Here is a 12888-nt window from a genome sequence, read left to right as displayed (position 1 = left end):
CACCATGACAGCTGAAATCCAAACCATCGACACGCTCGTGGTCGGCGCCGGGCAGGCCGGCATTGCGGCCAGCGAACACCTGGGCCAGCTTGGCGTAGAGCACCTTGTGCTGGAGCGCCAGCGCATCGCCCAGGCCTGGCGCACGGGGCGCTGGGACTCGCTGGTGGCCAACGGGCCGGCCTGGCATGACCGCTTTCCGGGCCTGCAGTTCAAGGGCGACCGCGACGGCTTTCCCGGCAAGGACGAGGTGGCCGACTACTTCGAGGACTATGCCCGCCAGATCAAGGCGCCCGTGCGCACCGGCGTGGAGGTCAGGCGGGTCACGCGCAACCAGGGCCGGCCGGGCTTCACGGTGCAAACGTCCGAGGGCGTGATCGAGGCTCGCAACGTGATCGCGGCCACGGGGCCGTTCCAGGTGCCGGTGATCCCGCCGATAGCGCCGGCTGCACCCGCCGATGGCGGTCTGCTGCAGATCCATTCCGCGCACTACCACCGCCCCGCGCAGCTGCCCGAAGGCGCCGTGCTGGTGGTGGGCGCAGGCTCCTCGGGCGTGCAGATCGCCGATGAACTGCAGCGCGCGGGCCGCAGGGTGTTCCTGTCGGTGGGTGCCCATGACCGGCCGCCGCGCGCCTACCGCGGCCGGGATTTCTGCTGGTGGCTGGGCGTGCTGGGCGAATGGGATGCGGCCATTGCCAAGCCCGGCCGCGAGCATGTGACCATTGCCGTCAGCGGCGCGCGCGGCGGCCACACCGTGGACTTCCGTGCGCTGGGCCACCAGGGCATCACCCTGGTGGGGCTGACCGAGTCCTTCGCCGATGGCAGGGTGCGCTTCAGGGACGACCTGGCCGAGAACATCGCCAACGGCGACGCCAACTACCTGGCCATGCTCGATGCGGCAGACGACTACATCCGCCGCAACGGCCTGGACCTGCCCGAGGAGCCCGGGGCGCGCAGGCGCCTGCCCGATCCCGGGTGCATGACCCATCCGCTGCGCGAACTCGACCTGGCCGCCGCAGGCATCACCTCCATCATCTGGGCCACGGGCTACAGGGTGGACTTCAGCTGGCTGCAGGTGGACAGCTTCGAGCCCGGCGGCAAGCCGCGCCACCACCGCGGCGTGGGCCATGAGCCGGGCATCTACTTCCTGGGCCTGCCCTGGCTGTCGCGCCGTGGCTCGTCCTTCATCTGGGGCGTGTGGCATGACGCCAAGTTCGTGGCCGACCACATCGCCAAGCAGCGCCGCTACAGCGACTACGACGCCGCTGCCCGCAGCAGGTAGCAGGTAGCGCGCTCTGAGACACCTTCCCATCCATCCCCTGCAGGAGCCAGACCATGCCCACCCATACCCGCATCCGCATGTTCAACACCAAGGACACCTATCCCAACCAGTCGCTGGACAACGACCTGTGCCAGGCCGTGCGCGCCGGCAACACCGTCTATGTGCGCGGCCAGATCGGCACCGATTTCGAGGGCAATCTGGTCGGCCTGGGCGATCCGCAAAAGCAGGCCGAGCAGGCGATGAAGAACGTCAAGCAACTGCTGGAGGAAGCGGGCAGCGACCTGTCGCACATCGTCAAGACCACCACCTACATCATCGACCCGCGCTACCGCGAGCCCGTCTACCAGGAAGTGGGCAAGTGGCTCAAGGGCGTGTTTCCCATCTCCACGGGGCTGTGCATCTCGGCCCTGGGGCAGCCGCAGTGGCTGATGGAGATCGACGTGATCGCGGTCATCCCCGATGACTGGCAGCCGCAGGCCGGCGCCTGAACGTCGACCACAGCAAGCACCTGGTACAGCCGCATAGGCAGGAGGCAGAAACCATGACTTTTTCGATTGTGGGGCGCTGCGAGCGCACCGGGCAGCTGGGCGTGGCCATCAGCTCGTCCAGCATTGCGGTGGGTGCGCGCTGCCCCTGGGTGCGCGCGGGCGTGGGCGTGGTGTCCACGCAGAACATCACGCTGCCCGCCCTGGGCCCGCGCGTGCTGGACCTGCTGGAGCAGGGCGCCGACCCCCAGGCCGCGCTGCGCCAGGCGCTGGACGACGGCAGCTGGCCGCAGTACCGCCAGGTCACCGTGGTGGACGCGCAGGGCCGCGCCGGCGTCTTCAGCGGCAGCCAGGCCCTGGGCATCTTCACCAGCGCCGTGGGGCGGCAATGCGTGGCGGCCGGCAACCTGCTGGCCAGCGAACGCACCATCGAGGCCATGGTGCCGGCCTTCGAGCGCAGCGCGGCGCTGCCGCTGGCCGAGCGCCTGCTGGCCGCCATGCAGGCCGCCATGGCCGCGGGCGGCGAGGCCGGGCCCGTGCATTCGGCCGCGCTCAAGGTGGCGGGCGAGCACAGCTGGCCCATGGCGGACCTGCGCGTGGACTGGTCGGAGCACGATCCCATCGGCGCGCTGCAAAGCCTCTGGGCCGCCTACGCGCCGCAGATGCAGGACTACCAGACGCGCGCCATCGATCCCACGGCTGCGCCCAGCTACGGAGTACCCGGCGATGAATGAGGCGGCCGGGTAGCTGACACATCGCCTTGCCCCGGCGCACGGGCGTGTCGCGGCACTGGCATCGCGCTCACTTGGCGTCCGAAACCACGGGGGTATCGGGCGTCCAGCACGTGGTGCGATTGCGGCCATTGCGCTTGGAGAAATACATGGCGGCGTCGGCCCGCTCCAGGAAGCACTCGACCGATGCCTCGCCCTCGTCCATGAGGCATACGCCCAGGCTCACGGTGAAGCGGATCGGGCTGTCCTGGCCCTGGACGGACACGGCCAGCGCCGCCACGGCCTCACGCAGGTTCTCCGCGCGCCGCAGTGCGGTGGGGGCGTCCACGTCCGTCAGCAAGACGGCGAATTCCTCGCCGCCCAGGCGGCCCAGCATGTCGCCCTGGCGCAGCTCCTTGGACACCGCGATCACCAGGTGCCTGAGCACCTCGTCGCCCACGCCATGGCCGAAGCTGTCGTTGACGCGCTTGAAATGGTCGATGTCCAGCATGATCAGTGCCGCCGGATGGCTCAGTCCCAGGCGCAGGTGCTCCAGCTCCGACTCCATGCGCGTGATGAAGGCTCGCCGATTGCTGGCACCCGTGAGCGCATCGGTCAATGCCAGGGCTTCGAGCTGCGTTTCGCGCCTCTTGTAGTCGGTCACGTCGTGGAATACCCAGCAGTAGCCAAGCAGCCGCTCCTGCCTGCGAAGCGGCAGCAGCTCCGTTTCTATATGGCGGCCGCTGGACAGGGCAAAGATCGTTCGTTGCGATAGATCGCCTGTCCCAGGTTGCGGCGCAGGTTGCAAGGCCTTTGCCATGGCCGGGGGCAAATAGGACAGCAATGTTTGCAGGCTTTTCCCCACAAGGTCCGTGGCGGACAGCGGCAGCTCGAACAGGTCCACCAGCATTGCGTTGCTTGCCCTGATGCACTGCCCCGCGTCGTCGGTCACCAGGATGCCCGACGGAAACTTCTCGATGATGGCCTCCAGCCGCTGCTGGACCTGGTGCAATGCGCTTTCCGCCTGATGGCGGGCATCTACGTCAAACAGTGTCCAGATCACATTGCCCTGGGGGTCTTCGGGGTCCAGCAGTGCTCCCTGCATGTCGAACCAGCGCATGTGCCCGCCCTTGACCGTCAGTGCCCACTCGGTACGCACCGAGCCCTTCAGGCTGAGGCGCTCGTACAGCGATGCGAAGCTGTCGAAGCTGTCACCGGACGGGTGCAGTTGCCGGAATGAACACTGCGGCTCAAGTGCGCCCGCCGCAAGGCCGAAGCACTCGGCTGCCCGGGCATTGGCGTAGACAATGCTGCGACTATGGCTGGCGACAAGCACCAAGGCGCTTCCGCGCTCCAGCAGGGCGCCCACCATGTGGGTCTGCTCCACCCGTTCCTGGATATCGGTGTGCATTCCCAGCATGCGCAATGCCTTGTCGTCGTCATCGCGCAGGGTGACTTCCCCGCGCGATTCGATCCATCGCCAGGAGCCATCGGCCTGCCTTATGCGCATCTCGACACGGAATGGGTCGCCGTGTTCGAGGTGGCGCCTGAGCCGTTCCTGGACGCGAGGCTGGTCCAGTGGGTGCAGCAGATTCATGAAGCCGGCCACGGTGAACGAACCGAGTGCCTGATCCGGCATGCCCAGCATCTGGTAGCAGCGGGCATCCCACAGCACCTGGTCTTGTTCGCGGTCCCACTGCCAAAGTCCGTCACGCACGGCGCCGATGGTCAGCCGCAGCCGCTCCTCGCTCTCGTGGAGCGCCTTGCGCAGCCTTTCGTCCTGGGTGACATCGAGAATGTAGCCATGCCAGAGCACGGTCGCGTCTTCAGCGCGTTGCGGGCGTGCATGGCCCTGCAGCCAGCGCACGGAGCCATCGGCTGACTGTACGCGGTACTTGCAGGCCCAGTCACCCTGGCTATGCACCGCTTCGTCGATGGACTGCCTGAGCACGGAGATATCTTGTGGATGAACCCGCTGTGCCAGGCCCTGCAAAGCCCTGCCTGCCGTATCCGCATCGATGCAGTGCATTGCATAAAAGCCTGGGTTGGCAAATGACAGAGCGCAATGGCCAGCAGGATCCCGGCTGTACTGGAACAGGCCGCCCGGGACTTCCTCGGACAGGAGATGAAAGCGCTCTTCGGACTGGACCCGCTGGTCCTCCTCCCGCCAGCGCTGGAACGCCAGCCAGGCCGTCAGCATCCCGCCCAGAAAAATCAGCAGCGTGCCTATCCCGTTGCGCCACAGGCTCTGCCGTATGGTCTCGTTGAGCGGGCCGAACACGGCCTCTCGGTCCAGCCCCGTGCTCACCAGGATCGGAAAGCCGCTCACGCGGCTCCAGGCATACATGCGCTGTATGCCGTCGGTGCTCGCCAGCGCCTCGTAGGTGCCATGCGTGACGTCGGGGGCAAACAGCGCCACCCGCGTCGCGGGCAGCTGGCGCCCGAGCACCCGATCCTGGTTCTGCGAGCGCGCAAGATAGGTGCCGTCCTCGCGCAGCAGCATGATCACGTCGCGCGGGCTGTCGAAGATGGCCTGCAGCTGCCGCGACAGGTACTGCGGCGACAGCGACACCACCAGCACGCCCGCAAACGCGCCGCGGTGGTGCAGGGCGCGGCTCAGCTGGATACCCCATTGCCCGGAAACCCGTCCCTGCACCGGACGGCCGATGAAGGTTCCCTGCGTCAGGCCCTTCAGATGCGCCTGGAAATGCTCGCGGTCGAGAATGGACACGCTCTGCGCAGGCGGCTCCGAGGCCGCCAGGCTCGAATACACCACCTGGCCCTTCGCATCGGCCACGGCCACCTGGACGATGGTGCCGGGCGGATAGGCCTCCTGGACGCTGGCGACGGCCCGCCCGAACGCCTGCGAGTCACCCGACTCGTAGTCCCGGGCCAGGTCCCGCAGGGAATAGTTCAGGCCCGACAGCATGGTCCCGGCCTGCGCGGAAACCGCCTGGGACATCTGCGAGACGCGCAGCCATGCCTGATCCCGTGTGTAGCGTTGCATGTACTGGTGGCTGGTCAGCAACGCGGCCCAGTACAGCCCCGCTGCGAGCACCATGAAGCAGACGCCCACGATGACGGCCAATGATGTTCTTGCGTGCGAGCGCGAGGAAAGGGCGGGACGATGGATAGCGGTGGAACGAGAAGACATGCAACGCAGCGAGACAAGAAAAGAGATCTGCAACGCCACTTGCCAACCGCAATGGCCCACCGGTGCGACGCCCCTGCACGCGACAGCGTTGGAGACTCAGGTCCTGCCTGCCGGTGGGCCAGAGCAACCGATACGACTCTGTGAATGCGCTGCTCTGTAAGCATGCTAACCCAGATATGGGCCCGTGCGATAGCCAGTGGGGCCAGTGAGGCAGGGCAGGGGCCTGCAGGCTGCAGCAGCTGGCGCGCAGCCTATCTGCGTGCCCGGGGTGTCTTGGATGCCCTGGCCGCGTCCTGGGCCTGCCCGGGTTGCACCTGTGGAAACACCCGCGCGCACAGGAAATCCACCAGTGCCCGCAGCTTGGGCGAGGGGTGCCTGCTGGCGGGCCACAGCACATGGAAGACATTGGTCTGCTCCATGCAGTCCGCCAGCACGGGCTGCAGCCGGCCGTCGGCCAGCGGCTCTCGGATGGAGAAGTCCGGCAGGTAGGCGATGCCCAGGCCCTGCAGCGCAAAGCACAGGCGTGTTTCGATGTTGTTGCAGATCATGGAGGTGGGCAGTTGCAGCTCGGGCGCGCCCGCTGCGCGCCGCAGCGCCCAGGGCTCCAGCTTGCCGCTGTGGGGGTAGCGGTAGTGCAGGCAGCTGTGCTCCAGCAGATCCTCGGGCACCCGGGGCGTGCCGCGCCGGGCCAGGTAGTCGGGCGAGGCCACCAGCAGGTAGCGGAAGTCGCCCAGCCGGCGCGCGGACAGGCGGGAGTCGGCGGGCGCGCCCGTGCGCACCACGGCGTCGAAGCCTTCCTCGATCACATCCACCAGCTGGTCGGTGAAGTCCAGGTCCAGCTCGATCTCCGGATAGGCGCGCATGAACTCGCCCAGCACCGGCAGCACCAGCGAGCTGACCAGGGGCAGGCTGACCCGCAGCCGGCCACGCGGCGCGGTGCTGGCCTGCGACAGCTCCAGCTGCGCGGCCTCGATCTCGGCCAGGATGCGGCGGCTGCGCTCCAGGAATAGCGCGCCCTCGGCCGTCAGCGTGATGCTGCGCGTGCTGCGGTGGAACAGGCGCACGCCCAGCCGGTCCTCCAGCCGCGCCACGCTCTTGCCGATGGCCGATGCCGATACGCCCAGCAGCCGGCCGGCCGCCACGAAGCTGCGGGTCTCGGCGACCTGCACGAACACCACGAAACCGTTGAGGCTGTCCAAACGCCGCTCCTTCATTGCGGACATCCAGTTCCGCGCAAACCGGAAATCTACCCCACTTTTTCTTTAATCGCGGTCTTTCTATCGTCGGAGCCCTGTTCACTTGATCCCGGGAATTCCCATGACGATTGCCCTTTCTGCAGCGCCTTCAGCACCTGCTGCACCCGCTGCGCTGCCTGCGACCCTGTTGTCCTCGCCCCTGTCCGACCGCATCCAGGCCGTGGTCCGGCAGGCGATTGAGGCGCAGCGCCTGGTCGGCGCCGTGGTGCTGGTGGCGCGTGGCGGCGCGCTGGTCCACCGCCAGGCCGCAGGCTGGGCCGACCGCGAGCGCGGGCTGCCCATGGCCGTGGATGCGGTGTTCCGCCTGGCCTCGGCCAGCAAGCCCATCGTCTCGGCTGCCGCGCTGGTGCTGGTGGCGCGGGGACTGCTGGCCCTGGACGAGGGGGTGGAGCGCTGGCTGCCCCGGTTCCGTCCCCGGCTGGCCGATGGCCGGCCCGCCCGCATCACCGTGCGGCAGCTTCTCAGCCACACGGCGGGGCTGGGCTACCGCTTCTTCGAGGCCGATGCACAAGGCCCCTATGCGCGCGCGGGCGTATCGGACGGCATGGACCGCCAGGACATCGGCCTGGCAGAGAACCTGGAGCGCATCGCCAGCGTGCCGCTGCTGTACGCGCCGGGCACGGCCTGGGGCTACTCGCTGGCCACCGATGTGCTGGGCGCCCTCATTGAACAGGTGCACGGCAGGCCGCTGGACCAGGCCGTGCGCGAGCTGGTGACCGGGCCGCTGGGCATGACCGATACCGGCTTTGCCGTCACCGATGCGCTGGCCGTGCAGCGCGTGGCCACGGCCTATGTCAGCGATGTGCCGCAGCCCCATCCGCTGGCCGAGGGCGAGACCGTGTCGCCCTTCGAGGGGAGCATCGGCATTGCCTTCAGCCCTTCGCGCATCTTTGACGCCCAGGCCTTTGCCTCCGGCGGCGCCGGCATGGCCGGGACGGCAGGCGATTTCCTGCGGCTGCTGGAAGCCCTGCGCCAGGGCGGCAACACCCTGCTGCCCGATGCCCTGGTCGCCGAGATGGCGCGGGACCAGACCGGCGCTCTGGCCCTGCCCAATGCGCCGGGCTTCGGCTTTGGCCTGGGCTTTTCCGTGCTGCGCGATGCGGCGCAGGCGGCATCGCCGGAGTCGGTGGGCACCTGGCGCTGGGGCGGGGCCTATGGGCATTCCTGGTTCGTGGACCGGGCGCAGGAACTCAGCGTCGTGGCCTTCACCAACACCTTGTACGAGGGCATGTCGGGGCGCTTCGTCAACGATTTGCGCGACGCGGTCTACGGGGTTTGTGAGGTCCACGGGGCTTCGGGAGCGCCGCAATGAAAGGAACAAGCCAGGACCGCCTGCCCGTTGCCTCCCTGCTGGCGCTGGCCATGGCAGCCTTCATCACCATATTGACCGAGGCGCTGCCGGCCGGCCTGCTGCCGCAGATGGCCCAGGGCCTGGCCGTGACCGAGGCCTGGGTGGGCCAGACCGTCACCCTCTACGCCATAGGTTCCCTGGTGGCCGCCATACCGCTGACGGCCGCCACGCAGGGCATGCGCCGCCGCCCCCTGCTGCTGGCGGCGATAGCGGGCTTTGTCGTCGCCAACACGGTCACGGCTCTGTCCACGCACTTTGCGCTGACCCTGGTGGCGCGCTTTCTGGCGGGGGTCTCGGCCGGGCTGCTGTGGGCGCTGCTGGCCGGCTATGCGGCACGCATGGTGCCCGGCCATCTCAAGGGCCGCGCCATCGCCATTGCCATGGTGGGCACGCCGCTGGCGCTGTCGCTGGGCGTGCCGGCCGGCACCGTGCTGGGCCAGTGGGTGGGCTGGCGGCTGTGCTTCGGCCTCATGAGCGTTCTGGCGCTGGCGCTCATGGTCTGGGTGCGCGCCCGCCTGCCCGACTTTGCGGGGCAGGCGGCAGGCCGCCACCTGCCGCTGCGGCACGTGTTCACCCTGGCGGGCGTGCGCCCGGTGCTGTTCGTGGTGCTGGCCTTCGTGCTGGCGCACAACATTCTCTACACCTATATCGCGCCCTTCCTGGCGATGGCGGGCATGGCCGCGCGCACGGACCTGGTGCTGCTGGTGTTCGGCGCCATCTCCGTGCTGGGCATCTGGATCACCGGCGTGCTGATCGACCGCCACCTGCGTGCGCTCACGCTGGCCAGCATTGCGCTGTTCGCCTTGTCCACGCTGATGCTGGGCGTGGCCGGTGATGCACCGACCCTGGTGTATGCGGCGGTGGCCGTCTGGGGCCTGGCCTTTGGCGGCGCCGCCACGCTGCTGCAGACCGCCATTGCCCAGACGGCCGGCGAGGCCGCCGACGTGGCGCAGTCCATGCTGGTCACGGCCTGGAACATGGCGATTGCCGGCGGCGGCATCGTGGGCGGCCTGCTGCTGGCGCGCATGGGCGTGGCCGCCTTCGCGCCCGTGCTGCTGGTGCTGCTGGGCGCATCGCTGGCCGTGGTGTGGGCGGCCAGGCGGCATGGGTTTCCTGCGGTGTGCAGGTAGGGCGGGGGCAGGGCGCGACCTGGCCGCCTCAGGGGCGCAGAGAGGGGCCAGGCTGGCCCGGAGGCGCTTCATTGCGCCGGCCCAGCCAGCCCCGCAACTGCTCCTTGTCCATGGGCCGGGCAATGTGATAGCCCTGTCCCTCCTGGCAGCCCATGGCGCGCAGGGCCTGCCAGGCGCTGGCGTCCTCTATGCCTTCGGCCAGGACCTGCAGGCCGAGCTTGCGGCCCAGTTGGGCGATCATTTCGGCGATGCGCGCTTCCTGCGATTCGCCAAGCTGGCGCACGAAGCTGCGGTCGATCTTGATGCGGTCCAGCGGCAGGCGCTCCAGGTAGCTCAGGGAGGAGTAACCGGTGCCGAAGTCGTCGATGGCAATGGTCACGCCCAGCGCGCGCAGGGCGCTGAGCGTGGTCTGCAGCAGCTGGGTGGGCAGCACCGCGACGGATTCGGTGATCTCCAGCTCCAGTTGCGCGCCCTGCAGGCCATGCTCTGCCAGGGCGTTGCTCACGGTCTGCAGAAAGCCCGGGTCCTGCAACTGCACGGTGGAGACATTGACGGCCATGCGCCTGGGGGCGCGGCCGGCGTCCAGCAGTTCGCGCATGGTGCGGCAGGCCGTGGCCAGCACCCATTGGCCCAGCGGCACGATGAGGCCCGAATGCTCGGCCACCGGAATGAAGCGGTCGGGCGGCACGAAGCTGCCGTCCTGCCGGCGCCAGCGCAGCAGGGCCTCCAGGCCGACCAGGGCATGGGTTTGCAGGTCCACTTGCGGCTGGTAGACCAGGAAAAGCTGGGCCCCGTCGATGGCGGCGCGCAGGTCGGACAGCAGCAGGGCGCGGTCGCGCGCCTCCATGCCCATCTGCTCGGAGTACTCCAGCAGCTGGCCGCGGTGATCGCGCTTGGCGCGCTTGAGGGCGATGGTGGCGTCCTTGACCAGGTCGGTGCCGGCCTGGCGCTCATGGGGCAGGTACACGTAGCCGCAGGTCAGCGAGACCTTGTGCGGCACACCGTCCACGGCCAGGGGCTGGCGGGCGCAGTCCAGCAACTGGGCCAGGGCCACCTCGTCGGTGGGGCCCAGGATGCCGAAGGTGTCCGATCCCACGCGCGCCAGCAGCACGCCAGCGGGCAGCGCGCCGGCCAGGCGGCGGGCCATGGCTTCGAGCAGGCGGTCGCCAAAGCGGTGGCCCATCACGTCGTTGGTGGCGCTGAAGTCGTCGATGTCCACCAGGGCCAGTACATGGTCACGCGTGCCGCGCCACACGCATTCGTCCACTTTTTCCACGAAGTGGGCGCGGTTGGGCAGGCAGACCAGGGGGTCGAAGTAGGCGGACTGGTGCAGGCGCTCCAGCAGGCCGCGGTTGTGCAGCAGCGTGCGCAGGTTGGCGCAGAAGACTTCGAGCAGCTGGCGGTCCAGTGCGCTGTGGGAGGCCGGCGCGTCGATGAAGACGGCCATGTCCTGCTCGTCCCCCCGGCCTATGTACAGCGCCACGCCGCGCTGCACGCCGTAGATGTTGCGCCGCGCCTGCAGCGCCTGGCGCAGCAGGCGCAGCCCGCGCGAGGCCAGCACGGTGGCGATGGGCTGGTCGATGAGCCGGGCGAATGGCCCCGTGGCCGCGAGCACGCGGTACGGCTCGGCCGGGTGCGTGCCCTCCGAGCAGACCAGGCCTTCGCTGGCCACGCCCAGCAAGGTGGCCAGCTGGGTGATCACGCCCCGCGCGAAGGCGTGCAGATTGGTTTCCTCCAGCAGCGAGGCGCTGGAGCGCACCATCAGCTCCAGGCTGCGGCGGTTGGCCTCGATGGCGCACAGCTGCTCGTAGGAGCGCACGGCGGTCACCACGATGGCCAGCAGCCGGTCGGGCGTGAGTTCGGTCTTGGTGCGGCAGTCGTTGATGTCGTAGCGCAGCAGGGTTTCCAGGTCGGGGGCCTGGCCCGGGCGGCCGGTGCGCAGCACGATGCGGCTGTTGCGCAGGCCGGCCGTGTAGCGGATGAAGTCCACCAGGTCCAGCCCGGCGCCCGTGCCATCGGTCACGGCATCGAGCACCACCACCGCCAGGTCCTGCTCGCTGCGCAGCAGGTTGCGCGCCTGCGTGCCGGAGCGGGCGTAGAGAAACACCAGCGGCCGGCCGAACAGGCTGTGGCCTTCCAGCGCCAGGCGGAAGGCGGCGTGTACGTCGGGGTCGCTGTCCACGATCAACACCCGCCATTCAGGCCCGGGCACGGGCCCTGGCGGGGGCGGCTGCAGGGGCGTCTGCAGGAGGGCGGAAGCAGGGGCGTGCGCCCTGGGCGCCCGTGCGCGCATCACGAAACTCATGCCTCAGCCCTGTCTCTGTCCGCGCCGCTCAGGCCGTGGCATGGTCTGCCGCGCGCACGACCTGGTTGCGCCCGCTGCGCTTGGCCGCGTACAGCGCCTCGTCGGCCAGGCTGTAGGCGTCGTCGAAGCGGCCGCCGCTCGGGCGCCAGCTCACGCCGAAGCTGGCCGTGATGCAGCTGGCGTCGGGCAGGCCGAAGGAATGGGCCTCGATGGCGGCGCGCACCTGCTCGGCCACGCATACGGCGCCGTCGCTGTCGTGCTGGGGCAGCAGCACGGTGAATTCCTCTCCGCCCACGCGGCCGATATGGGCCGTGGCCGGCACGGCGGCCTTGAGGCAGCGCACCACGCCCAGGATCACGCTGTCGCCCACGGGGTGGCCGAAGCTGTCGTTCACGCGCTTGAAGTGGTCTATGTCCAGCACGATCAGGGCCAGCCCCTGCTGGGTGAAGTGGCGGTTCACGCGCTCGATGATGGCCGCGCGGTTGAGCACGCCGGTCAGCGGGTCGTGCGTGGCGCGGTACTCCAGCTCGCCGGCCAGCTCCTGCAGGCGCTGGTTGAGCTGGGTCATCTCCAGCTCGGCGCGGTCGCTGCGGCGCACCAGCCGACGCGTTTCGCGCAGCAGGCGGTCATAGGCGGTCAGCAGCGCGCCCAGGGCCTGGTGGCAGGCCGGGGCGCCGGCCTCTTCGCCCTGGTCGTGGGCGGCGCGGGCCGCCAAAAGGGCCTGGTGCTCGGCATCGAAGAGGTCCGCGGGAGCGGCCACGGTGTCCATCACGCCGCCTTCACGGGGTGGCCGGTGAAGGCGATGGCGGGAAAGTCGTCGCGCAGCTCCTCGCCGAATTCGCAGATGGTGTCGTCTTCCTCGTCGTGGTACCAGTGCAGGGCCACGGGGCGGCCGGCCTCGGCGGCGCCGCTCAGTGCCTCGATCAGGTTGAACAGCATCTTGGTGCTGGAGCTGTTGAAGTAGGCCAGCGCGATGTGCACCTCGATGCGTGCCTGCTGCTGCGCCGGCTGCGGCTGGGCCAGGTAGTCCTTGAGGCGGGCCAGGATGCCGCCGTAGAAGGCGGCGGCGTTCTCGGGATAGGACTCGCCACGCAGGTGCAGCGTGTGCGTGTCGAACCGGAAGTCCACTTCCGGGGAGCTGGGAGTCGGAGCGATGTAGAGGTTGTCCATGCGTGATCTCGGTGCGTTGTCCGTGCCTGCGGGCCCGGCCTGTTCAGG

Annotated in this window: 10 protein-coding genes; 5 read left to right on the top strand and 5 right to left on the bottom strand. The window is 69.1% G+C overall.

The features are described 5' to 3' along the window. Positions 1–4 precede the first annotated feature (4 nt). The 3 genes from ACFPFG_RS04720 to ACFPFG_RS04710 are packed head-to-tail and all read left to right on the top strand — an operon-like array spanning position 5 to position 2498. Entirely contained in the window at positions 5–1279 is a 1275-nt protein-coding gene (locus tag ACFPFG_RS04720) for a flavin-containing monooxygenase (RefSeq protein WP_183019159.1), read from the top strand. A gap of 53 nt (positions 1280–1332) precedes the next feature. Then, the gene (locus ACFPFG_RS04715) at positions 1333–1767 is read left to right on the top strand and encodes a RidA family protein (protein ID WP_183019160.1); all 435 of its coding nucleotides are present in this window, start codon (positions 1333–1335) and stop codon (positions 1765–1767) included. Positions 1768–1820: 53 nt separating this feature from the next. Continuing rightward, entirely contained in the window at positions 1821–2498 is a 678-nt protein-coding gene (locus tag ACFPFG_RS04710) for a DUF1028 domain-containing protein (protein WP_160855681.1), read from the top strand. Between the two features lie 67 nt (positions 2499–2565). On the opposite strand, the gene ACFPFG_RS04705 is transcribed toward ACFPFG_RS04710, so the two are convergent. Beyond that, positions 2566–5628, bottom strand: a complete 3063-nt coding sequence (locus ACFPFG_RS04705; protein ID WP_380105316.1) for a diguanylate cyclase — start codon at positions 5626–5628, stop codon at positions 2566–2568. 251 nt (positions 5629–5879) lie between these two features. Further along, the gene (locus tag ACFPFG_RS04700; protein ID WP_312378628.1) at positions 5880–6827 is read right to left on the bottom strand and encodes a LysR family transcriptional regulator; all 948 of its coding nucleotides are present in this window, start codon (positions 6825–6827) and stop codon (positions 5880–5882) included. A gap of 118 nt (positions 6828–6945) precedes the next feature. Here ACFPFG_RS04700 and ACFPFG_RS04695 point away from each other — a divergent pair, with 118 nt between their 5' ends. Both ACFPFG_RS04695 and ACFPFG_RS04690 read left to right on the top strand, forming a co-directional pair. Then, on the top strand, positions 6946–8196 hold the full coding sequence (locus ACFPFG_RS04695; protein WP_380105313.1) for a serine hydrolase domain-containing protein: 1251 nt from the start codon (positions 6946–6948) through the stop codon (positions 8194–8196). Next, on the top strand, positions 8193–9365 hold the full coding sequence (locus tag ACFPFG_RS04690; protein ID WP_380105311.1) for an MFS transporter: 1173 nt from the start codon (positions 8193–8195) through the stop codon (positions 9363–9365). The genes ACFPFG_RS04695 and ACFPFG_RS04690 overlap by 4 nt, the downstream gene beginning before the upstream one ends. Before the next feature lie 28 nt (positions 9366–9393). On the opposite strand, the gene ACFPFG_RS04685 is transcribed toward ACFPFG_RS04690, so the two are convergent. Genes ACFPFG_RS04685 through ACFPFG_RS04675 form a run of 3 tightly spaced genes read right to left on the bottom strand, consistent with a single transcriptional unit; the run spans position 9394 to position 12840 of the window. Then, positions 9394–11670: a putative bifunctional diguanylate cyclase/phosphodiesterase gene (locus ACFPFG_RS04685; protein WP_312378625.1), complete on the bottom strand. Its 2277-nt coding sequence runs from the start codon at positions 11668–11670 to the stop codon at positions 9394–9396. A gap of 28 nt (positions 11671–11698) precedes the next feature. Further along, positions 11699–12439 carry a GGDEF domain-containing protein gene (locus tag ACFPFG_RS04680; RefSeq protein ID WP_183019165.1) on the bottom strand — a complete coding sequence of 247 codons (741 nt, stop codon included), beginning with the start codon at positions 12437–12439 and terminating at the stop codon, positions 11699–11701. Beyond that, entirely contained in the window at positions 12439–12840 is a 402-nt protein-coding gene (locus tag ACFPFG_RS04675; RefSeq protein ID WP_183019166.1) for a DUF1987 domain-containing protein, read from the bottom strand. The genes ACFPFG_RS04680 and ACFPFG_RS04675 overlap by 1 nt, the downstream gene beginning before the upstream one ends. Positions 12841–12888 lie beyond the last annotated feature (48 nt).

This window comes from Delftia deserti (genome assembly GCF_042653485.1).
Classification (GTDB): Bacteria; Pseudomonadota; Gammaproteobacteria; order Burkholderiales; family Burkholderiaceae_C; genus Comamonas; species Comamonas acidovorans.
This window is presented reverse-complemented; position numbering and strand designations above follow the sequence as displayed.

Coding starts and splice junctions, on each gene's coding strand:
- ACFPFG_RS04695 (WP_380105313.1), top strand. CDS start 6,946: ATGACGATTGCCCTTTCTGCAGCGCCTTCAGCACCTGCTGCACCCGCT.
- ACFPFG_RS04690 (WP_380105311.1), top strand. CDS start 8,193: ATGAAAGGAACAAGCCAGGACCGCCTGCCCGTTGCCTCCCTGCTGGCG.
- ACFPFG_RS04685 (WP_312378625.1), bottom strand. CDS start 11,670: ATGAGTTTCGTGATGCGCGCACGGGCGCCCAGGGCGCACGCCCCTGCT.
- ACFPFG_RS04680 (WP_183019165.1), bottom strand. CDS start 12,439: ATGGACACCGTGGCCGCTCCCGCGGACCTCTTCGATGCCGAGCACCAG.
- ACFPFG_RS04675 (WP_183019166.1), bottom strand. CDS start 12,840: ATGGACAACCTCTACATCGCTCCGACTCCCAGCTCCCCGGAAGTGGAC.
- ACFPFG_RS04705 (WP_380105316.1), bottom strand. CDS start 5,628: ATGTCTTCTCGTTCCACCGCTATCCATCGTCCCGCCCTTTCCTCGCGC.
- ACFPFG_RS04715 (WP_183019160.1), top strand. CDS start 1,333: ATGCCCACCCATACCCGCATCCGCATGTTCAACACCAAGGACACCTAT.
- ACFPFG_RS04720 (WP_183019159.1), top strand. CDS start 5: ATGACAGCTGAAATCCAAACCATCGACACGCTCGTGGTCGGCGCCGGG.
- ACFPFG_RS04710 (WP_160855681.1), top strand. CDS start 1,821: ATGACTTTTTCGATTGTGGGGCGCTGCGAGCGCACCGGGCAGCTGGGC.